13 protein-coding genes and 1 pseudogene are annotated in these 23,388 nt (G+C 59.4%); 1 reads left to right on the forward strand and 13 read right to left on the reverse strand.

The features are described 5' to 3' along the window. Nucleotides 1-240, forward strand: a pseudogene (locus KVT38_RS26835) (NADP-specific glutamate dehydrogenase); the annotation flags it as partial. A 305-nt stretch (nt 241-545) separates the two neighbouring features. On the opposite strand, the gene KVT38_RS26840 reads toward KVT38_RS26835, so the two are convergent. The 13 genes from KVT38_RS26840 to KVT38_RS26900 all read right to left on the reverse strand — a co-directional run bounded on the left by KVT38_RS26840 (nt 546) and on the right by KVT38_RS26900 (nt 23,387). Further along, nucleotides 546-2,924, reverse strand: coding sequence for a glycoside hydrolase family 95 protein (locus tag KVT38_RS26840; RefSeq protein ID WP_217596828.1), 2,379 nt, complete (start codon nt 2,922-2,924; stop codon nt 546-548). Between the two features lie 173 nt (nt 2,925-3,097). Further along, nucleotides 3,098-4,726, reverse strand: coding sequence for a response regulator (locus KVT38_RS26845; protein ID WP_217596829.1), 1,629 nt, complete (start codon nt 4,724-4,726; stop codon nt 3,098-3,100). Further along, a complete protein-coding gene (locus KVT38_RS26850) occupies nt 4,701-6,470 on the reverse strand; it encodes a sensor histidine kinase (protein WP_368859168.1) in 1,770 nt (589 codons plus the stop codon). The genes KVT38_RS26845 and KVT38_RS26850 overlap by 26 nt, the downstream gene beginning before the upstream one ends. A 15-nt stretch (nt 6,471-6,485) precedes the next feature. After that, entirely contained in the window at nt 6,486-8,219 is a 1,734-nt protein-coding gene (locus KVT38_RS26855) for an extracellular solute-binding protein (RefSeq protein ID WP_217596855.1), read from the reverse strand. Between the two features lie 119 nt (nt 8,220-8,338). Further along, entirely contained in the window at nt 8,339-9,754 is a 1,416-nt protein-coding gene (locus KVT38_RS26860; protein ID WP_217596830.1) for a family 43 glycosylhydrolase, read from the reverse strand. Nucleotides 9,755-9,784: 30 nt separating this feature from the next. Next, nucleotides 9,785-11,983, reverse strand: coding sequence for a hypothetical protein (locus tag KVT38_RS26865; protein ID WP_217596831.1), 2,199 nt, complete (start codon nt 11,981-11,983; stop codon nt 9,785-9,787). Between the two features lie 33 nt (nt 11,984-12,016). Continuing rightward, nucleotides 12,017-13,549: a carboxylesterase/lipase family protein gene (locus KVT38_RS26870; protein WP_217596832.1), complete on the reverse strand. Its 1,533-nt coding sequence runs from the start codon at nt 13,547-13,549 to the stop codon at nt 12,017-12,019. A gap of 94 nt (nt 13,550-13,643) precedes the next feature. Continuing rightward, on the reverse strand, nt 13,644-15,434 hold the full coding sequence (locus KVT38_RS26875) for a type 2 periplasmic-binding domain-containing protein (RefSeq protein ID WP_217596833.1): 1,791 nt from the start codon (nt 15,432-15,434) through the stop codon (nt 13,644-13,646). A gap of 45 nt (nt 15,435-15,479) precedes the next feature. Further along, nucleotides 15,480-16,445, reverse strand: a complete 966-nt coding sequence (locus KVT38_RS26880) for a carbohydrate ABC transporter permease (RefSeq protein WP_217596834.1) — start codon at nt 16,443-16,445, stop codon at nt 15,480-15,482. Beyond that, nucleotides 16,442-17,356 (reverse strand): ABC transporter permease subunit, encoded by a 915-nt coding sequence (locus KVT38_RS26885; RefSeq protein ID WP_217596835.1) that lies wholly within the window; start codon nt 17,354-17,356, stop codon nt 16,442-16,444. The genes KVT38_RS26880 and KVT38_RS26885 overlap by 4 nt, the downstream gene beginning before the upstream one ends. A gap of 295 nt (nt 17,357-17,651) precedes the next feature. Then, the gene (locus tag KVT38_RS26890) at nt 17,652-19,511 is read right to left on the reverse strand and encodes a beta-L-arabinofuranosidase domain-containing protein (protein WP_217596836.1); all 1,860 of its coding nucleotides are present in this window, start codon (nt 19,509-19,511) and stop codon (nt 17,652-17,654) included. A gap of 570 nt (nt 19,512-20,081) precedes the next feature. After that, complete coding sequence (locus tag KVT38_RS26895; RefSeq protein ID WP_217596837.1) at nt 20,082-22,520, reverse strand: glycoside hydrolase family 31 protein; 2,439 nt, start codon at nt 22,518-22,520, stop codon at nt 20,082-20,084. A 45-nt stretch (nt 22,521-22,565) separates the two neighbouring features. Further along, nucleotides 22,566-23,387: a carbohydrate ABC transporter permease gene (locus KVT38_RS26900; protein ID WP_217596838.1), complete on the reverse strand. Its 822-nt coding sequence runs from the start codon at nt 23,385-23,387 to the stop codon at nt 22,566-22,568. Between the last annotated feature and the right edge of the window lies 1 nt (nt 23,388).

The following is a 23,388-nucleotide window of genomic DNA, read 5'->3' on the forward strand; positions in this document are numbered from 1 at the left end:
GCCAAGGCGCCCAACGCCGGCGGCGTTGCCGTATCCGCGCCCGAGATGGCGCAGTACAGCGCCCGGCTGTCCTGGACGATGGAAGAGGTCGACGCCAGGCTGCAGACGATCATGCACAACATTTACCGCGAATGCATCAACGCCGCGGAGCGGCACGGCATCCCTGGCAATCTCGTCATCGGCGCCAACATTGCGGGCTTCGTAAGAGTGGCCGACGCGATGATCGCGCAGGGCGTATAAGAAAAAGCCGCCCGACGCGTTTGTGTTTGCTCGCAACCGCATGGCAGACAGACAGAGGATCCGTTATTCCGGTTCCGATCGCGATTTGCGGCGCGCCCGCGGACTCAGGGGACGCTATCGCAGGATTGCCGCCCTTTTTCGGACCGGATCCGGTGGAATAACGCCCTTCCAGTCCGCAGCTATTGCAATTGGGACTCAATTTTACGAAATAGCGTGTCCTGAGTCCGATACGCTCCTCTACGTTTCTATTAACACAAAAAAGCAAGCCGGCCGGCTTGCTTTTTTGTGTCGTTCAAGGCTGCGGACTATTGGATCCGGTAGCGCGCGCCCTTCCGGGCCGCAAAACGAACGATGCCGTCGCCGGCGGAAACCGTCCTAAAGGCCTCGTCGTCGCTGGAGAGCGCCATGCTTTCGGGCAGCCTGATTGCACAATCGCCCTCCGCGCCAGCGTGCAATTCCGCTGATTTTAACCTGCCGTCCGCCCATGCAAACGAGACCTCGAAGCCGCCTCTTGCCCGGAGGCCGCTGACGTCGCCCGCGGTCCATGCTTCGGGCAGCGCGGGTAAAAATTCGATATAGCCTTGATGAGATTGCAGCAGCATCTCCGCGATCCCCGCCGTAGCCGCAAAGTTGCCGTCGATCTGGAAAGGCGGATGGGCGCAAAGCAGGTTCGCATAGACGCCGCCGCGCTCGCCGTACATCGACCCGCCGCCGTCCACGAGCCGCAGCATGCAGTCGACGAGCGCAAGCGCACGATTGCCTTCTTTTAGCCGCGCCCACAGCGCGATTTTCCAGCCGAGACTCCAGCCGGTTCCGTCGTCTCCCCGAATATCTAGCGATCTCCTTGCCGCGGCAACCAGCTCCGGCGTATCGCGCTCCGTCAACTGCCGGCCCGGATAGACGCCGAACAGGTGCGAGACATGACGATGGTGCTCGTCCTCGTCCTCGAAGTCGACGGACCATTCCTGCAGCCTTCCCCGGCCGCCGACCTGCAGCGGCAAAAGCCGGTCCCGATGCCGCAGCACCGTCTCGCGGAACGCCTCGTCCTCGCCCAATATTTCCGAGGCTTCCGCCACGTTGGTGAAGAGATCCCAGATCAGCGACAGATCCATCGTCGAAGCCGGGCTCACGCTGGCCAATCCGTCCGGCGTACGGAACTTATGCTCGGGGGACGTCGACGGCGACGTCACGAGCCTGCCCGCTTCGTCCTCGAGCAGCCAATCCAGGCAGAACTTCGCCGCTTCCTTCATGATCGGATAAGCGGTACCGCGCAAATACGCCTCGTCGCCGCCGAACGCGAAATGCTCCCACAGATGCTGGCACAGCCAGACGCCGCCCATCGGCCAGATCGTCCATTCCGCCTGACCGTGGCGGCCGTAATCGCCGACCGGCGACGTCTGGCCCCAAATGTCCGTATTGTGATGCGCCACCCAGCCTTCGGCGCCGTAATGCCGCCGGGCCGTCTCCGCGCCGTTGCGGGCCAGGACGCCGACGAATCGCAGCAGCGGCTCGTGGCATTCGGCCAGATTGGCCGTCTCGGCCGGCCAATAGTTCATCTCCGCGTTGATGTTAAGCGTCCAGTTGCTGCTCCACGGCGGCCGGGTCTCGGCGTTCCAGATGCCCTGCAGATTGGCCGGCAGCGTGCCCGGGCGGGAGCTCGCGATCATCAGGTATCGGCCGTACTGGAACAGGAGCTCCGCGAGCCCCGGATCGTCGCCCTTGGCCTGCGCGATCCGGCGGTCGGTCGGCAGATCCGCGGCGCCATCCCGCCCGTTCGACTCCAGATTCAGGCGAACGCGTCCGAACAGGGCACCGTGATCGGCGACGTGGCGCGCCCGGAGCTCGTCGTCGCCGCGCGCCAGCGCCGCTTCCGCGGCGGCTGCGGCCGTCGCCGCGGCTGCCGTCGTGTCGCGGTCCGGCAGGCTGAACGAATCGCGGAACGTGGTCGCGGCGGCGAATACGAGCGTGACCGAGGTCGCGCCTGCGATATGCACGCCTTCCGGCGCGAGTGTCATCGTCCCTCCCTCGTGCCGCACGGCGAGCCGTCCGACAAAGCGCATCGCATCCGACGAGTCGAAGTCGCCATAACGAATCGGCTTGTCCTCGTCGTAATAGCTCGGGGACACATGCTCCGGCGCCAGCCCGAGCAGCTCCAGCTGCCCATCCCGGACGGCGGTCCGGCTGCGCAGCGGGCTGCTCAGCGCGGCGCGCAGGCCGATCGCGCCCGGCACGCTCGACGTCAGCCGCACAACGATGGCATTGTCGGGGTGCGAGGCGAACACCTCGCGCTTAAAAAAGGTTCCGCCGACGCGATATTCCGTCGTCGCGACCGCTTCCTCCAGATTCAGCGAGCGCGAGTATTCATGGGCCAGGTCGCCGTGCTCGAACTGCAGGCGCAGCTCGCCGAGCGGCAAGTAAGACTGCGTGTAAGGCCCCATCATATCTGCGGCTCGCAGGTCGGCCTCCCGGTAGCGGCCTTGGGCGATCAACGCGCGGACGTCTTCAAGCGCGTTCAGCGCCTTCGGGTTGTGCCAGTCCCGCGGCATCCCCGACCAGAGCGTCTCTTCGTTAAGCAGCAGGCGGTCGGATTCGACGCCGCCGAATACCATCGCCCCGAGTCGTCCGTTGCCGACGGGCAGCGCGTCCGTCCAGAACCGGGCCGGCTTTTCGTAATGCAGATTCAAAAGGGGTTCCGCCTTTCTATCGGATTTGCCAGCTTCAATTCGCCAATTCGCAAACGTATTGGAAACGTTCTCTATTCATATTAGCATCTGAAATGAAAACGCAAATGGCGTAAGCTTGCACATTTGTAGCTCATTTTGATATTTTGGCGTACGTGAACCGCCTAGCCGGTCCGTTATCTTCTGGCGACGTCCCGGTATTCCTGCGGCGTTACGCCGGTTGCTTTTTTGAAGAAACGTGTGAACGACTGGGAGGCTTCGTAGCCGACCCTCACCCCGATCTCCAATACCTTCAGGTCGTCGCCGCGCAGCAGCGTCTTCGCCCGTTCGATTCGCGCGGCTTCGATATACTCGGACAAATTGACGCCGCAAGCCTGCTTGAACAGCCGCGACAAATAAGACGGATTGAAGTGGATATATCCGGCGAGCCGGACGAGGGACAGGTCCTCGTCCAGATGCTCCTCGATGTAGGCGCGGACCTTGTGGATCGCTTCGGCGGCCCGGTTGCTCTCGCCGGTGCTTCTTAGCTCGAACAGCGCCCCGGCCGTCGCCCGAAGAAAGGCGAACGCGTCCTTCCAGGACGCGAATTCGTCGCGGCGCATGAGCGCAGGAAAGCGCTCGACCTGGTTTTCCAGCTCCCATCGGTTGATGTAGGACAATAGAATAAGGGAGATCGTATAGTACAGCTCCAGCAAATAAGGGGACCCGTTGTCCGGCTCCGATTCGGTCAGCTCGTCGAAAAGCTGGAGGAACTCGTCGCGTCTGCCCGCTTCCAAATGCGCGGATAACGCATCCGACTTGTCCCGCGGCGAACGCTCCTTCGCGCAGCAGGAAGTCTCCAGGCTGAGCGTCCGCACCATCTGCGCGCCGTCTCCGGCTCTCGTCTGCCGTTGGCTCCGCATCTTGTCGTACGCCGCGGACAGCTTCGTCCATTCGGAGGGCCGGTCCGCCAGCGTGACCGCGACGGACAGGTCCAGGCTGCGCAGGCAGGCTTGCTGGATCAGTTCGAACTGCCCGACCAGATACGAGGAAAAGGACGCCTCATCCGTCTCGTCCACCACGTCTGCGCCCGATTCCGCCCGATCGGCGGACGGCTGGATGAGCCAGACGACGTCGCCGAAGCGATCGATCATGCCGAGGCTCAGCACATGGCTGTCCAGCAAGCGCTCGGCCAGCAGCGTGACGGCCATCGCCGATTCATGCCGTTTCGCATAGGACGACGCAGCCGCAGCCGCGCTGGAGAGATCTCCCTGCGCCAGATAGACCGGCCGGTCGGCGTCGAGCGGAATGTTCAGCTTGCCGAAGTCCGCCGCCAGATTGGCTGCTTCATTCGCACCGTGCAGCAAATGTCTGAAATATTCGCCGCGCGCGAGCACCTCGAGCGTATTCAGCTTCTCCTGCGCCCGCTGGACGAGGTCGTTCACGCGCAGGCTGTCGTTCAGCTCCGCGACGGCTTGGCCGACCGCTTGAATAACCTTGGGGTACCCTTCGCTCTTGAGCAAATACTGGACGCCGGGCGTCTGAATCGCCTGGTACACGGCATCGAAGTCGCTGTAGCCGGTAAGGAAGATCAATCGGCAATGCGGCCAATGCCGCTTGATGGCGGACATGAGCTGCATGCCGTCGATGCCCGGCATCCGGATATCGGACAAGACGATGTCCACCCGCGTCCGATGCAGCCAATCGAGCGCCTCCCTGCCGGAGTACGCCTTGCACAGATCGAGATCGAGTCCGCAGCGGGACAATGTCTCGTACAGGCCGTCGGTGATCATCTCTTCGTCATCCACAATCAGCAACCGGTACATTCGCCTGTCCCTCCCCCGGAAAATATAGCGTCACTTGCAACCCGCCCAGCTCGCTTCGCGCGACCCGAACGCCGCCCCGCTCGCCGAACGTGATCGCGAGGCGCCGATGAATGTTGACCATCCCCGTCGTCTCGGCCGTATCGTCGCGATTGGCGAGCGTCTTCGCGAGCTCGAGCAGCTTCTCGTCGGACAGCTCGCTGCCGTTGTCCTCGACGACGATCCGGCATTCGCCGTCTCCGCCCTCGAAGCGCACGACGATTTTTCCGTTCTCCTCCTTGCGCTCCAGACTGTGCTCGAACGCATTCTCGATGATCGGCTGTACGATCAGACGCGGCACCTTCATCTCCGCGAACGCCTCCGGCAGCTCCTCGAATCGCGCGCGGATACGCCGGGAAAACCGAAGGAGCTGAATGTCCGTATACGTGCGCGCATGGTGGATCTCCTGTGCGAGCGAGATCTCGTCGGAGGCGCTGCGCGTCACGAAGCGAAAGTATTCGCCGAGCTGGATCGTAAATTGCTCGACCCGCTCCATGTCTCCCGTGCGGGCCATCGTGCTCAGGATAAACAGACTGTTGAACAGAAAATGAGGATTGATCTGCGACTGCAGCTGCTTCAGCTCCGAGCGCTGCGCCATCAGCTTCTGCCGGTAAGCTTGATCGATCAGAGACCGGAGATTGGCGACCATCTGATTGAACCGGCTGTACAAATAGCCGAATTCGTCCTTCGACGTATGCAAAATGACCTGCTCAAGGTCGCCGTTCTCGACGCGGCGGAAGCTCTTCACCAGCCGGAGCAGCGGCTTGTGGATGAACTTGTAGGTCGACATCGCATAGATGGCGACGATCACGAGCGCTGCCGCGGCGAACAGCCACGCCCATCTGTAAAACTTGTCGAGCGGCTTGCGAATGACCTGGGACGGGATGAAACGGTAAATGGCCGTATCCAGCTTGTCGGAGCCGGCGAAAATCGTGTAATACGATTGTCCGCCGAACGACCGCGCTTCGCCGTATTCGTTTCCAGCCTCCCGCTGCCTAACGTACGAAGACGCCTCGTCCAGAAACGACGTCACGGAACCGCTCGCCAGCCGGATGCCCCCGTTCGCCGTTACGAGCAGCGTTCCGCTGCCGGGATACGTATTGAACTGGGTCAACGCCTCCGTCAGCTTCTGCTGGTCCAGCTCGATCTCCACGACGAACAGCGGCTGTCCCATCCGGTTGGCGCTCGGCTTGGCCGCGCTGAGATACAGCCCGTTCTGCCACTCGTTAATCCGCGTGTTCCGGCTGCCGTAAACGGCGAGCACCGCATCGTAAAGCGTACGGTCGAGCGGATCTACGCCGTTGACGGACGAGATGATCCGCCCGATCGGCTGTATATATACGCTGACTTCCTTGATGTATTTGCTGCTGTTCTGAATCAGATAGAGCCGATTGCGCAGCGAATTGATCTTGTCGGTCTTCTCGATGACGCCCATCCGGTCCCAGAGCAGCGTCAGCTTGTTCAGGTCCTCGTCCTCCAGCAAGCCGAACTGCAGCAGCTTGATCCGCTCGATCTCGTTCTCGAGATCGGTCAGATAGAAGGCGGTCTGGGAGGCCGCCGTCTTGGAGATGTCCTCGCTCGCCGTATGGACCGACCACTGATACAAATAAACGCCGAGAACGATCAAGGGCGTCAAAATAAGCAAAAACGTAAAGATCAAGCGAAGAAACAAGGTGTTGCGAATCGAAAACATCGGCGTCTTGAACACGGCGGCCTTCACCCCCTACTCTGTCGAATCGATTCGGACCTTTCCCTTGACGCTTGCATAATACGCGTTGACTTCGCTCGTAATCTGCTCGCCGCCGAGCTTGTTCCAATCCTGCACGAACTTGTCGAACTCGCCGATCGGCGCGCCCAAGATGATGCGGACGAACACCTCGTTTTGCATTTTGTCCAGCGTCGTCTGCCGCTCCACCATCGTGGCGGTCGGCGGGCCTTCGAATTTATCGAATAAAAACTGCTTGTTTTTGTCGTATTGATCGACGACCCCCTCCGCGCCGTCCGGACCGTAGATGCGTTCCCAGCCCCAAAGCGCGAAGCCTGCCTTGGAACCGCTCGCATAAGCGTCCAGCTTCTGCTGCACGGCCAGCGCTTCGCCCGTCAGCATCTGCTTGTTCCCGGTGCGGCGCACTTCGTCCAGTGTCCGGAACAGCTCCAGATTTTTTTTCGTCGGCGCAGGCTGGACCAGTGACAGCTGCCACACGCTCTCCGCGTCCGGCGGGGCATAATAGTATTCGTTCTCCTGGGTTTTGCCCCAGTTTTTTTCGATATGCATGTTAAACAGCTTGATGACGGCTTCGGGATGCTCGGCGCCTTTACGGACGGCAAAAAACTTCGTCGTGCTGAATTTGAGCGGCACCTTCGCCGGGCCGCCGGATGCCGATACGATTGGAAAAGCGCGCCACTGCGCGTCCGGATCGGCGTTTTTATTCAACTGGAGCGGCCAGATCGAATTCCACTGCTGTCCATACTCCAGCCCGATTTTTCCTTTTGCGACGAGCTCCGACACCTTGGTGCCTTCCTTGACGCCGAACTCTTCGTCCAGCTCGCCGTTTTTGTACATCCCCTGCAGGGCGAGCAGCGCCTGCTTCATCTCCGGCTGTACGCTGCCGTAGACCAGCTTGCCGGAAGCGTCCTCCAGCCAGATGTTCGGGTACGCGCCGTAGCCGGCCGCGAAGCCCTCCAGTCCCATCGACCCGCCCCACAGGTCCTTGGTGACGGCGAGACCGTACGTATCCCGCTTGCCGTTGCCGTCCGGATCCCGCTCTGCGAACGCTTTCGAAATGGCAAGAATGTCATCCATCGTTTTCGGCGGCTGCAGCCCCAGCCGATCGAGCCAATCCGTGCGGATCCAGACGAACTGCGCCTGCTCGATCGCGGAGCCCGTCTGCGGAATGGCCATCAGCCTGCCGCCGAACGTGGCCGCATCGAACGGGCCGGTGCCTTCCTCCGACAAAATCTTCTTGAGCTCGGGCGAAGCGTAGCGCGCGTACAGATCGGTCATGTCCTCGATCTCGCCCGTGTCCGCGAGCTGCTTCAGCTGGGAGGCGTTGACCGGAATAATATCGGGCAGATCGCCGGAGGCCAGCATGACGTTCATTTTTTGCACGTACGGATCCGACGTATCGTTCCCTTTGACAACCCAGTTGTACTTGATCTTGATGCCGAGCCGGTCGGCGTAAAGCCGGCTCCACCGGTTGTCCTCGAACTTCTCGTCCTTCAGCACGCCGAGCACGTTGTTCTCCACGATGTCGCTCAGATTGCGCACGGTCGTGATCTCGATCGGCGGATCGTAGCTGCCGAGCGGTCCGGCCGCAGATTCGGCCGGCGTCCCGTCGGACGAGCGAGGGACGGCAGCGCTGCCGGACGCGCCTGCGCCTCCGCCGATGCGCTCACCTGCGCCGTCGCATGCCGCCAGCGCCGTCAGGAGCAGCATGACCGAGCCCAAAGCCGACATGGAACGCGCTTTGCTTATGTTCACAGCCATCCCCCTCTTCTTCGGCTCAGCCTCGCAATGTTTACGCTCTCATTATAGGCGGGCGAGCATGGCTCGGACAATGTATATCTAAACCAGTCCTACGCGAGCGCAAAGGAAGCCAGACTGGCGCCCCCCGTCCCCTTGTAGGTCAAATAAATCGCTTGAACGCCGTCCGGTATGGCGATGTCGGACTCGTAAGCGGTCCACACATTCGTAAAATCGACGGGAATGGTGCCGAGCACCGGGCCGTCCCACGACGTCCTGACTTCAAAGGCGCCTCGGCAATAACCGCGCACTTTGATGCGGACGGAGCGGACCCCCTCGCAGCGGAAATATTTGAAGCCGGCCGTCGCGCCGTCTCTCAGGTTGGCGATATAGCCAATCTCCTCGTCCCCGTGCTTGCCGTCCTCGGTAATCTCCGGACAGCGGCTGTCCATCCATTCTCCGGGAGCGCCCGTATACAACGCTTCGTCCCGGCAAAACAGCTGGCACGCCAGATAGGCCGGATATTCGCCCCGTCCCTCGAGCGGTCCGCCGTTCGGGCCGCAGGAGGTCATCTCCGCTTGAACGATCGTGCCGTCCTCCCGGAATTCGATCGGCTCGATGCAGCCCTGCCGGCTGAAGTTCGTTCCGTTCGTATGCCGGTGATAAAAAACATACCATTGGCCCCGGATCCGGGCGATACCGCCGTGATTGTTGCCGCCGTAATACATAGGCTTGTCCGCCGGCTTGTACGTATCGATATGCAGATCGTTGTTGCTGACGACGACGCCTCCATAGACGAAGCCGTCTGTCGGGGAACTGCTCGTCGCATAACAGAGCTCGTGCATAACGACCGAGGAGTAGATCAGATAATACGTATCCTCTTTTTTCCGGATGGAGGGCGCCTCGAAAAAGGCATGGCCTTCAAAGCCGCTGCCGACGCTGTACGGTTCGCTTGGCAAGACGAATGTCGGCTCCCTGGAGATGGTGAGCATATCCGGACCGAGCACCGTCGCCATGGCGCCGTGCCGGGAGCGGTCGCCGGGCGCGCTGAAGCCTGTATACAGGTAGGTCGTATCCCCTTCCGTCAGCACGGCCGGATCGAATTGCGGCTCGTCGCCCTCCCGCTCGCCCAGGCGCGTGCCGTCGGCGTACCGGACATAGCCGTAAAACGAATACTTCCCCGCCGGCGTATCGCACACCGCGACCGATACGACGGGCACTTTGTCGAGCACATAATAAAGATAATACCGCCCGTCGGGACCGACCGTGACGTCCGGCGCATATAGACACATGCGGCCGTCGGGATTAAGCGGATCGTCGGTCTTGCGGTAGATCACGCCCTCGTACCGCCAATCGGCCAGATCGTGCGCTGGCGCGGACCAGCACACATAGTCGTTCAAGCAATAGGCGTGGCCGTTAAACCTGTCGTGGGAGCCGTATACGTACACTCTGCCGTCGAACACGTAAGGTTCGCCGTCCGGCGTATATTCCCACGACGGAAGATAAGGATTGAAGCCTTGTTTTTTCAATCGTTGTCCACTCCGATCCGATAGGTTCGTTCAAGCTTCCCGAGCAAAGGCGTCATAGATGCGCTTTCTTCGGGCTCTCTCTTCCGGCGGAAGCTTCTGCGCATCCGCGATCTCATAGACGCCGAAGGCGTCGTACAGTCTCGATGCCGGGTCGACCTCCACGTAGGTGCACCAGGGCAGCCAGTGGTAATGGCTGCGGAGCGTTTGACTCGCGAAGTTGCCGCTCTCGTGCCCCAAGCCCGGCATGGCATAGCCGATGCTGCCGTCTACATCGGTGGACTGTCTCGTGTTCTTATGAATAAACTCGGCAAAATCGAGAAAATGCGCGTCCCCGGTCATGAGGTACAGCCGGTAATACGCGAATACGCAGGCGGCCATATAGACATCGGCGCCGCCGCCGATCGTGATGATGCTCTGGCCGCTGATTGAAAATTGGTTGAACGGATGCTTGGGCCACGGGGCGATCACGGGGAAGCGCCAGGCGTAGGTCCATGTCTCGGTATAATCCGCGGCCCCGATCGCACCTTCGAGCCAGTCCGGCTGTCCGGTCAGATCGTATAAGGCAAGGAAGCCGAACAAAGCGTAGATGCCGGCTTCTTTGTCCTGAATATCCGCGTTGTCGCACGTACCGCCCCGGTACTCCAAATTGCGATAATTATGTTCGAACGACCACCGGCCGGCCCGGATCGCGGCGGCTTTGTACCGTTCGTCGCCGGACGCGAGATAAAACTGGACGAGGAACCGGATGACGCTGGGCGTGTTGGACTTCGAATCCATGCGAACGGTCCCGTCCGCATGATACGCCCGGTAGAAGCTGCCGTCCTCGTTCTGGGCGTTCACGAGCCAATCGGCCGTCCGTCGGCAGAACGCCAGCCATGAAGGACGTTCTTCCCCTTTTCTGCGCAAATAAAGATAAGCGTCCAGAATCGCTTCGATCCCGTCGGCCAGCATGCGGATATAGTGCGGATAGGGCTCGAACCCCCGCAGCGTCGGATTGTAGCACATCCTTGGCAAGCCGGATTCGGTCATCGCGGTCCTGACCCAGAAATCGATCACGCCCACGCCTTTCTCGTACGCTTCGGGCACGTTCTCCTTGTCGCCGTAGCGGAGCAGCTGATAGCCGATGCCCGGCTGCTGGCCGACGAACCCGAACTGGAAGGAGACGCTCGACACATCCATGTCGGGCAATTGGCAAGCGAAGGGCAGCCCGTATGCGTCGCCGTAGGGCCGCGTATACCGGATCAGGATGTTCATGCCGTTGTGAAAATGGCGCTCGTTGTCGACCTCGAACAGCTTGTCGCGCAGCCGGTCGTACGTCAAACGCCAAATTCCCTTCATCATCGGCTGAAATCCGGCGTAATGGCCGAAGTGGACGGCAACGGCGTAGTTTTGCTCGAACCCGGCCTCCACCGGATGGTTGACGCGTTGGAAGCCTTGCGGCTTCTCGCGGTAATCGAGGCCCGCGTAAGGATTGTCGACCGGCAGCTGGCCGTCGCTGCCCGGATAGACGTAATCGATCGACAAGCCGGCGGGTGCGGTCCCGAGCGCTTTGCGAATGCCGTAGCCGTAATACATATAGTTCAGCGTCTGGCTCTTTGGCCTGCTCATCCCGATGGAGCCGACGGTGCATTTCGGGTCCGTTATATTTTCCGATCGCACGATATCCGTGCTCGGCAGGGTCGCGTCCGCCGCCCAGCGCGACAGCGAAGCCGCTTCACCCGTCGCGATATGCTGCATCGCGAACAGCGGGAGGGCGAAACGCGTCTCCGTCCGCCAGAAATATTCGTTGTCCGGGTCTTTGCCGATCGCGGTATCCGGCGCGAATTCATTTTGCTTGTACCAGACGCCGGGCGCGAAGCAATCGTAGTCGCGAATGTCGTCCGATTCGGCCGACGTGAAGGAGACTTTCGTGGAAAAACCGAGATCGTCTCCCGCCTTCGACACCTGGACGTTCCGGCTGATCTTGAAGCCCGCCCCCGCGATCTCATAGACATCGTGAAAGGCAAATACCGAACCCGAGGGCACGGTCAGCGTGCCGCGTGACGCGATCCTGCCGTCGGCTTCGGCGATATCGGCATAGGCTTCGTCGTAAAACTCGCTCGCCGCGAACGCGGTTTTAACCGTGACGAACATCGGCCGTTCGTTGGAATAAAGGAGCCGGCCGTCTTTGCGAACCTCGATGCCGCCATTGACGAAAAGCATGTCATAGCCGCCGCATGCCAGTCTCATGGAAAGACTCCTTTCGTTTGCCCGCGTCGGCGCTCACGGCTTCGACGGATTTTTGTTGAAATATTGTCTCACTAGAAACTGCACGAGCTCGCCGGGCGCTTCCCGGGTGAATTCGGCGCGATCGGCGAAGCGCATGCCGTAAGGCGCCTCCGGGGTATAGACCTCCCACCGCGGCAGCTCCTCGCCGATCGAATCCTGCCCGTTCGGATCGCCGCTGCAAATGAAGTTCGCCCAGTAATCGCACATCTGCCGCGCCAGATCGTAGTGCTTGCCGACGAACGGCCGCCAGCACTTGGCAAGCGTCTCGAAGAAAAACCACAGATCGACCGAATGAAACGTGCCGGGGTTATCCCATCCCGGGATGTCCGCGTCGAAGTTGTAATAATAGAGCGGAAGGTTCGCGCCGGTATCCGAGTTGGCCTGACCTGCTATCCGTATCGCGTATTCGATGCCGCTCACCGATGCTTTTTTAACGGCCTGCTCCAGGCTGCCCGAATCCGCATCGCACAGCGAGAGGAACGTCTGCGCATCTTCGCCGAAAAGCGCTTCTGCCAGGCGCTCGAATTCGTCCAGCGTGCCGGCCTCCGGCGCGCTTATAAATTCGGAGGAGGTGTGGCCGAACAGCACCGGCACCGGCCAACGCTCGTTCCGAAGGAACGCTTCGAACGCATCCCCGACATTAAACCTGCCGTCGGTCACGGTGCCCCAGAACCGCCCCGAAGCCACATATTTGTCGCGCACGAACGCCGCATCGAGCTTGCGGGCTTCGGCAAGCGAGGACACGCCGAGCTCTTCGAAGAAGCGAACGCCGTCCGCCTCGGCCTCCGCGAATTCACGAAGAAACCGTGGCGCGCCGTTGCCCGGATAAAGCCTCGTGAAAACCCCGCTCTGCACGATCGCCCGTTGGAACAGACCTTCGTTCTGCGGGGACGCGAGCTGGTTCATGACGCTGCCGCCGCCTGCCGATTGCCCGCCGATCGTCATTTTGTCCGGAGCGCCGCCGCACGCCGCGATATTGCGCTTGACCCATCGCGTCGCCGCCTGCTGGTCCAGGTGTCCGAAGTTCGCCGGCGCTTCCGGCGCTTCCGCCGTAATCTCCGGATGGCACAGAAAGCCGAACGCATTGAGCCGATAGGCGATCGTGACGACCACGATGCCTCTGCGCGCGATCCGCTCGCCGTCGAACACCATCTCGGCCGTATGGCCGACCTGCAAGCCGCCTCCGAAGTACCAGACGAATACCGGCAGCTTCTCGTCTTGGCGCTTGGCCGGCGTCCATACGTTCAGGTACAGACAGTCCTCATCCATGGCGATGTCGGGCTCGACCGCCCATTCCCGGGTATAAATATTGTTGTCGTCGAGCTCCTGCCGAACCTGCATCGGGACCGGCGCGAAGGCATACGCCTCGCGCACGCCGTCCCAATCCGGGGCCGGCTGCGGCGCGCGCCAGCGATTGTCTCCTACAGGCGGCGCGGCAAACGGAATGCCTTTGAAGCTCGTGATCCTCGGATCCGCGGCCGGCAGTCCCCGCAGCGTCCCGTTTTCCACCTTCGCGACTCTTAACATCACTGTTCTCCTTTCCATTTCCCGAAGTCAACAAAATACGGAGGAGGATATCTTTCGATATCCGTCCCCCTCCGAATTTGCTGCGAATCGATTTTTATTTGTTTGCGGTCGCTTCGGCGCGCATTTTTACGATCTTCTGCGCCTTGACCGTATCCGCGGCCAAAACGTCCTTCCAGCCGAGGCCTTCGACATCCTTCTGCATCTTCGTCCACAGCTGGTCGAACTCGGCCTGGTTTTTCGCGAATACCATCTTCCACGACGTGTTCTTCACGTAGTCGGAGATCTGGCTGCGCTTGTTCTTAATGTCCGAGGAATCGGTTCCGAGACTCGTATTGATATTCGGCACGATATCGATCATCTTGTTTTTCAAATAATAATCCGTCGCGTTCTCGGCATTGTACGTCTTCTGCCAGTCCGTCGTCAGCACGGTCTTGTTCGCTTCGATCGTCGCGCTCCAATAGTTGCTGTTATAGAACTCCTTGGTGTCCGGATCGTACGTGAAGTCGCTCATGATCATCGTGTTGAGCTTGCTTTGTCCGTCCTGATAACCGCCGCCGCCATATTCGTCCGGAACCGGCGTATTTTTCTGGAAGGCGGTCTGGCCGACTTCGGTCAGCTGGAATTTGCCGTCGGCCGTCTTCTCGTAATTGAAGCCTTCGAAGCCGTTCACGTAATAGCGCAGGCCTTCCGGAGAAACGAGCCAATCCATGAATTCCATGATGCGGTCCGCGTATTTCGTTTTCGCGCCGATCGCGAACGCTCTTCCGTTGCCGTAGTAGGCGTCGCTGTTTTGAATGATATGGGTGTCGGCGATCGGAACCGCTACGTTGCCGTCCCCGTTTTTGCCGCGCTCGATCGAATTGTAGAATCCGCGCTGCCAGGAGTACCACAGGAGCAGCACCTGCTTGTTGGTCAGCTTCTCGGCGACCTTGTTCCAATCCTGGGAAGGCGAGTCGGGATCGACCAGTCCCATCTGATTTGCTTTAAAGTAAAATTGCAGAATCTTCTTGTACATGCTGTTGTCGTCGACGAGCGGGACGATATCGCCTTTGGCGTTCAGTTGAAGGGTCGTCGTGCCGTCCGGCTGTTCGAATCCGTACCAGCCGCTGAGCCAGCGCACATTTTCCATGCTGCCGCCGTCCCAATCCTTCCACAGGGAGATCGGCACGATCGGCTTGCCGTCCGGCGTCTTCGGATACTTCTCCTGCATCTGCTTCAGCACGTTCAGCAGGTCGTCCAGGTTGTTCAGCTTCGGCGCTCCGACGCCCTTGTAGTAATCCCAGGGCATGATCGGGCTGGAGTAGGGAATCTCTTCGGAGAAGGTCGTTGGCGACGTGTCCGCCTCGAACGTGGGCAGGCCGTAGATTTTGCCTTCCGGATTGACCTTGTCGAAGCCCGCATTATACGGTTTGAAGTGGTTGTCGACATATTGGGACAAGTACTTCGTGTTCTTGATCTTGTCCGTCATATCCATGACGAGACCGGCCGGGATGAGCTCTTCCAGCTGGCTGTTGTCGACGATGACCAGATCGCCCAGATCGCCCGCTGCCGTACGGGTCTTGTACAGCTGATCGCCGGCAACCTGCGGGGCAAGGATATTAAGCGTGATGTTGAACTTGTCCTTGACGAGCTTGCCGTACCACCCGGTCTGTTCGCCCTGGTAGTTGGCCGCGTTGTCGAATACGGTGATCGTGATCGGCTTGCTGTGATCGATCGCCCCGGCGGACTGGGATGCGCCCGAGCTGGCGGCGGAACCGGACGGTTCGCCGGACGCCGCGTTATTTTTGGAGCCGTCGCTGCATGCGGTCAGCGCCGCGGACGCCAGGAACAACCCTGCCAACGATACGGCCATCGATTTCTTGGCCCATTTTCTGCTGTCGCTCATGTGAAACCCCCATTTGGTCAAATTATTATAATGGCGCAAGCGAGGTCAGCCCTTTACCGCGCCGATCATAATCCCTTTTACGAAGAACCGTTGGAAAATCGGGTAAATCAGCAGGATCGGCGCCACGACGATAATGGTGACCGTCATCCGGATGGACGTCGTCGTCTGCTTGGTCGAGAGACTGGACATCGCCGTCGAGCCCGCGTTTTGCAGATTGACCATCGTCGACAAGGAGCTTGCCTGGTTGATGTAGTTGTACAAAATGAACTGCAGGCTGTAGAGATTGCTGTCGGTCACGAGGAGCAGCGTATCCTGGAAGGAATTCCACTGATCCACGGCCGCGAAGATGGCGACCGTCGCCAGGATCGGTTTGCAGATCGGCAGCATGATGCGGAAGAAGATGGTCATCGTCCCGGCCCCGTCGATGCTCGCCGCCTGCTGCAGCTCCTTGGGCGTCGACTCCACGAACGTTTTGACCAGTATAATGAAGAAGGGAGCTACGACTGTCGGCAAAATATAGGCCAGAAAGTTGTTGGTCAGGTGCAGCGACCTCATCGTCAAATACCAGGGAATGATGCCGGCGCTGAAGAACATCGTGATCACCGTGAAGCGGTACCAAAACTTCCGCGCCCACATGTCCTCCTGCGAGAACATGAAGCCCAGGAAGGCGGAGGCGCCCACCGTCAAGCTCGTGCCGATGACCGTTCTGCCCAGCGAGATGAGCGCTGCGTGGCCGAGTCCCGGGATCTTGAACACGTCGATGTAATTCTGGAAGTGAATATGCTTCGGGAAAAAGACGACGTCGCCTCTCGCGCTGATATCGTTCGCGCTGATCGTGTTGATGATGATCGAGTAAAAGGGATAGACGCAGATCAGCGCGAACAGGGAGAACAGCGTATAGATGACGACGGAGATGAACTTGTCCGTCGCGCTGAGCTTGTAGCGCGTCTTCTGATCCACTCTGCTTTGGCGGACCGGCTCAAGTGCCGGCTCTGCCGCATGCTCGCTCATACGATGCTCTCCCCTCTTAACATTTTGGACAGACCGTTCACCGAGAAGAGCAGCACGACGCTGATCAAGCTCTTCAGCATGCTGATCGCGACGGACACGGAATAGCTGCCCCCGCCCATGGCCAGGTTGTAGACGTACAGGTCCAGCACCTGAATGCTGTCTTTGTTAAACGCGTTCTGGAAGACGAAGTACTGCTCCAGCCCGTTGTTCAGGAAGCTTGCGATCTGCAGCATGAGCAGCACGAAGTACGTCGGCAGCATGCTCGGCAGAACGACGTGGCGGATCACCTGCATGCGGGTCGCGCCGTCGACGTGGGCCGCCTCGTAGAGGGAATCGTCGATCCCCATGATCGCGGCGATGTACAGAATGGCGGACCAGCCTAGCGCTTTCCAGGTTGTCCACATCCACATCGTGATCCATACGTGTTCGGAGCTCTGGAGGAACAGGATCGGCGCATCGGTCAGGCCGAGCTGCCGCAGCATGCCGTTAATGACTCCTTCGCTCGAAAACATGGAGAAGGCGAGCGAGTACACGAGCACCCAGCTGATGAAGTTCGGGAGCGTCGTGACCGTCTGGATGAACTTCCGGAAGCGGACGGCCTTGATCTCGGTCAGGAAGATGGCGAATACCATCGGCAGCCAGGAGAACAGCAGCGTCAGGCCGCTCATGCCGAACGTGTTTTTGATGACCTGCAGCAGCTGGTCGACCTTCACCTCGTTTTCGACGAGCGATCTGAACCATTGAAGCCCGACGAACGGCGACTTGGACAACGGAATCGGCGGCGTGTAGTCGAAGAAGGCGTATACCCAACCGTACAGCGGGTAGTAGGCGAAGATGAACAGCAGAATCATGAAAGGAGAGATGTAGAGAAATTTTCTGAACGACGTGCTTCTCTTGTTGTAAGTCAGCATGAGCACTCCGCCTCTCCTCTTCGATGGGTAAGGGCTTTCGCTTTCATATCGATCTCCTTTCCTTCGTGCGGTGCTGCGTTGGTTGCGCTTTCATGTTTCCATTATAGGCACCCGCCGCTGGCCTGAACTACGTGCATCTTTTTACTTGCTTAACGATCGTTTACTCGTTTGTAAGCGCTATATATTCCAAAGCAAAGAACCGCACATTTATTGTGCGGTTCGGTTCCTGGGCCGTAGTCGTAGCGCAGGCGCGGCACTGTTGTGCGGTTCCGGTGCGTCGCTGGCGCGGCGACGGTTATCCTTTCACCTTGTAGTAAATCTGGTACGGCTCGTAGCCGATATCCCGAATACGCCTCATTTGAATCGCGGGGTCCTGATTGACCGTTTTGAAAAAAAATCGCCAGCTTCCCCACTCGCGCTCGTTTTCCATCTCGATCTCGGAGGCGACTTCGTCTATGTCCGCATGCAATATTCGTTCGGTCTCGCCGATTCCCGCCAACACTTCCGGACCGTACCGGAAGGCTCCGACGGTCCCGTCGTCCGGCAACGGCACGAAGCGGATGCCCACCGGGAGGATGACGCTCACTTGGTCCCCGTCCATCCAGCTCCGGCGAATGACGTGGAACCGGCCGCTGTCCGCCGTCCTGCCCTGAAGGATGCCGTTGACGTATATCGTCGCCTCCGACATCACCCATTCTGGAATCCGGACGCAGATCGCAAATTCCTTCGTCCCGGTCGTGTGAACGATCATATCGTGCTTGCGATACGACGGGATATTCTCGTGAGTCGCGGTCATCTCATTGATGCCCTGAACGCCTGCCGTTATTGATGAGTTCATCAAACTCCCGCTCATGCGGTCCTGGGCTTGAACGATCTGCACGGGCTCTCCATCGATGTCCGCGTTCAGCTCGGAGTTGAAATATTGGCAAATATAGAGATTGTCGTCTTCTTGATAATACACGCCCCGATTCCAGGCCGCGTTCGCCTGGACCATCGTCCCGTGGCAGCAGAAGAAGCTGTCCGTCTCCTTGCTCCAATCCTTGCGCAGACCGGCCTTCATCGGCAAAAAGTACGTGAGCAGCCCTGTGGAAGGATCGTCATGCTTGTTGCCTGTCAGCGGATATTCCCGATAGTACGCCTGGGCCATAATGCCGTTGTACAGGTTGTACTCGATATATTGCGCATAGGCAGGATCGCCCGACTGCCTGAAAAGGAACTCGGCCAGGCGGATCATATTGTAGACCGTGCAGTGTTCCTGGTTTTTATCCCCGAGGCGCGCCTTCATTTTCTGCTTGGGCATCCACACCTCGCCGGCCGTCTGTCCGCCGGTCGCCAAGTATCCTCTTTCCGTAACCGCGCAGTTCCAATAAGCCTTGACGATGTCCAGCCATCGCTCTTCGCCCGTCACCTCGTAGGCTCTGGCGCAGCCAAGCACTTCGGGAATGGTCGTATTCGCGTGCATGTTCGTCAGCGGGTCCTTGCCTTCAAGCAGAGGCTGGAACAAGCGGCTGCGATAATAGCGCTCGAGCAGCGTCGCGTACTTCTCCTTGCCGGTGATATGCAGAAGATCGGCCCACACCTCAAGCATCCCGCCGGTCTCCACGTCCAGAATGTCGTCGAATTGCTCTCTCGTGAATCGGCCGCTCCAATCCGCGAACCAATCCGCGAACGAATCCGCGATGACGAGCGCTTTTTCGTTATGGCCGTATCGATAAGCGTCGACAAGACCCATGAGCAGCTTGTGGAGATTGTACTGCGGCGCCCATATGCTTTTGCCGCTCGCGATCCAGTGCAAGTATTTTTCGGGGATGGGACCGGCCCATTGCCCTCCGTTATCCTGCTGGCACGCCGCCAATTCGTCGATGATAAGGTCCATCTTCACCTTCAGCTCCGGATCGCCCGTCTCGTCCACATAAAGGGCCGCCGCCGACAGCCAGTGGCCGAGGAAATGCCCCCGCAGCTGGCAGACCGGCGATTCCCACCCGCCATGCGCATCTTCCGGAATGCCCCGCCCCTCATAGCGGCCGGCCTCCAGCCGATAGTTGAATAGAAGATGATCGCTGTCAAGCTTCATCAAATATGCACGGTTCGCCGCCTCCCTTCGATTGATCTCCCCGTCTCGCATGCGCACGCTTTGTCCTTTCCATTCTTTCACGGACGAATTCCTCCCTGTTTCTTTTCTTTTTCCTTCTAACGCATCTACGATCAGCTAGGTACCTTCGACTTCATAAATGTTTGCGCTTTCATTAATTGTAGGACGCAGGCGATTGCGCATTCAAGGTACAAGTTTTAACTTCGTTAACCTACGTTTACGTTTCCGCATGGCAGGGTCCGGATTCGCACCAAAACTAAAAAAAGCCGCCTGCGGCCTTTGTTTGCGAAACGGCGCGCAGCATACGGACCGAGGAGCCCTTATTTTTGTTCTCATCGCGATTTACCGCCTGGTCGCGGACCCAGGAGCCTCTATTGCGGGATTGGAGACCTATTTTAGTCTTGATCTGGGCGAATAACGACTCTCCAGTCCGAAATGATCGCACTTGCACCGATTTGTACGAAATAGCGTCATCTGAGTCCGGTATCGAATGTCTGCAAAGCGAAGAGGCGCTGTACAGCGTTACTTGTCGGGACTGTGGCCTGTTTCGGGCCGAAGAGGGCAGCATTACCTGCCGTTTTATACTTTCTATTATGTGCAAAAAAACGACCTCGCAAGGTCGTTTTTTCATGTTCAAAAAACCGCTTCTGCCGGACTTCCCGTGTAGCGGAGCGTTCGAACGGCAGGCGCAGGCGGGAGAGCGGTCCCGAAGGACGGCTCGAACAGCTGAACGACAATTTCCCGCTCAGCCTTCATCCCGGGATAAGCGCCTCTTCTCTCTCCGACCGTCAACGTCCTGCTTTCCTCATCCCATAGCAGCGGCGTAGTCGCATAAACGCCCTTCTCGTAATCGTAGCTGTCCCCTTCGTCTTCATACAGCTCGAACGATCCGCTCCGACCGGCGTAAACGCGAACGTACAGCCGCCCGCCGAACTTGTCGTCCGCGGCATGCTGGATCTCATCGCCCATCGGCACGATGGAGCCGGCGCGGACGTACAGCGGAATTCGGGCGAGCGGCGCCGCCGCCTCCATCAACGCTCCGCCCTCGAAGGACGCGCCGTCCCAGAAATCGTACCACAGGCTCCCGCTCGGCAAGTACACGGACCGGGTCTCGCTTCGCCCCTCCAGCGGCTGCGATCCGCTGTCGTAGTACATCGGCTCGGTGACGGGGTTCACCAGCAGCGCCGGACCGAACATATACTGATCGCCGATGTCGTACACGCGGGCATCGTGCCTGAAATCGAACGGCAGCGCGCGCATGAGCGTATAATCGTCCCGATAGACGCGAAAGGCAAGCGAATAAATGTAAGGCAGCAAGCGATAGCGAAGAGACAGAAACGCAGCCAGCGCCTCGTAAAACGGCTCGCCCGGCTCCCCGAACCGCCAGATCTCGCGCGGCGTGTCCGTGCCGTGGGAGCGGAACATCGGCAGAAACGTGCCGTACTGGAACCAGCGCACGTACAATTCGCGGTAGCCCAGATCGTCCACGCCCGCGTCGTAATCTCCGCTCCAAAACCACTGATCGGGCTTGTCGCGGACGAAAAAGCCGCCGATATCGAGCGTCCAGTAGGGCGATCCCGTCGCGCAGAAGTTAAGCCCGTCGGGGATTTGCTTGCGCAGAGTGTCCCAGTTGGCCGAAATGTCGCCCGACCAGGTGATCGTCCCGTAGCGGTGCTGTCCGGCATAAGCGGACCGGGTCAGATTGACGACACGCTTGCGCTCGTTCGTTCGGCGCTGCCCCTCGTAGATGCCGCGGGAATGCAGCAGCGAGTAGGCATTGATGAACTGCGGATCGATATAAAGCTTGGCCTCCTCGGTATTAATGCGCAAGCGCTCCTCAGGCTCGGGTCTGACCGCGCCCTTCCAGTCCGCTTCGAAGGGCTCGGTACAGTCGCACCACCACGCATCGATGCCGTGGACGAACAAGCCTTCGTTCGCCTGCTTCCAATAGAGCGCCCGGGCTTTCTCCTGGAAAGCGTCGTACGTCGCCCGATTGGCGAGCAGTCCGCCCTGCTCCGCCATCTCCCGATGATTGTCGCTGTCCGGATTCATGATCGGCCAGATCGACACCATCAGGCGCGCGTTCATGCCGTGCAGCGCCTCCATCATTTTCCCCGGCTCGGGAAACCGCTCCGGGTCGAGCGTCTTCTGGCCCCACAGCTCGCCGGTCCACGACTTCCAATCGAGCACGATGCAGTCGAGAGGCAGGCCGCGCGCGCGATACTCCCGCACCGTCTCGATCAGCTCCGCCGAAGACGCATAGCGTTCCTTGGATTGCACATAGCCGTAAGCCCACTTCGGCAGCATCGGCGCCTTGCCCGTCAAATAACGGATGCCGCGAACGACCTCGTCCAGCTCAGGACCTGCTACAAAGTAGTAGTCCATTTCCGCGTCCGCCTCGGTGGACAGGTAAGAGCCGAACGCATCGTCGTGAAACATCATTAAAGAGTAGCTGTCCACCACGATGCCGTAGCCGCGCGTCGATACGAGCACGGGAACGACGGCTTTCATATTTTGCTGGTACAAATACTGATGCTGGCCGCGCAGGTTGAACATGCCCTCTTCATGCGAGCCCAATCCGTACAACGCTTCTCCGTCCGCCCAATCGAATGCGAGCTTCGTGCGATAAGCCTGTCGGTCTATCTCTCTTCGCACCTGCGACGCGCGGACCCGCAGTCCGTCCGCCCCTTGACCGGTCTCCAGCCTGGCGTCTTCGTCGAACACGGCTCTGACGACGTCGACCGGCACAAGCGTCTTGCCGCCGCGCGGAGGCTCCTGCGCCAGCAAGTTCCCCGCCGCGTCGCGGTAGACGAAGGCGCCGGTCCGCTTGTCGATCCGGATTGCGATGCTCGAGGTCGAGAATGAAAGCCGATGCTCGTCTTCCTCGACCGTGTAAGGCACGGCGTCGTCCGGCTCGCGAACGATCATCAAGCTCCGTCCGGCGCGGAACGTCGGCTCCAGCGTGTATTGAATACGGATCGTGCCGCTTGCGTAAGGCGTGAGCTTCATCCTGCCGTTCGACGTCTCGAGCACGAGTCCGTCGGGCCGCGCCTCATAACGCCGAATATTCATCGTAGCCCTCCCGTTGTCCGCTCTCTTTTCTCCCGCGGCACGCCTCTAGCCTTTGACTGCCCCGGAAGTCATCCCCGCGATAATAAATCGCTGACCCAGCAAATAAACGATCAACACCGGCAAAATCGTTAAAATAATGTCCGCGCTGACCAGATTCCACGATTGCTGGAACTGCCCGAAGAAGTTGTACACCGCCAGCGTCATCGGCCACTTCTGCGCGCTGTTCAAATAATAAAGCGGCAGCAGAAATTCGTTCCAGGTGTTGAGGAAAGCCAAAATAAAAACGGTAACCGCAGCCGGGCGGAGCACTGGAAAGATAACTTTGAAAAACAGCCGCACCGGCCCGCAGCCGTCGATGACGCCCGCCTCGTCGAGTTCCTTCGGCACGCCGCCGACAAAGCCGAACAAAATAAAAATGCTGAACGGAATCTGCGTAACCATGTACAAAACGACGATGCCGGCTCGCGTATTCATCAAGTGCGTCCACTTCATGACGTCAATCAGAGTGAAGTAGTTGAGCGGCAGCGCGATGCCCAAGATGATAAAAAAGTAAAGCATACGGTTCAGGCGGGAACGGTTCCGCGAAAGCGCGAAGGCCGCCATCGCCGAAAAGAGGATGCAAAATATCGCGGCAAGCCCCGAATAGGCGAAGCTGTTCAAAAACGAACGGCCCAGCTTGCCTTTCTCGACGACCGTCGCAAAATTGTCGAAGCGAAACGAACGGGGAAGCGCAAAGCTCATCGAGCTGGCTTCGGCTCCCGTCTTGAAGGCATTGATGACGATGAGCAGAATCGGAATGAGCGCGATCAGGCTGATCGCGCCGATCGCGACGTTGGCAACCGCGGCCTGCAGCCTTTTACTTTTCATA

Origin of the sequence: Cohnella sp. GbtcB17 (assembly GCF_019091135.1) — a bacterium.
Classification (GTDB): domain Bacteria; phylum Bacillota; class Bacilli; order Paenibacillales; family Paenibacillaceae; genus Cohnella.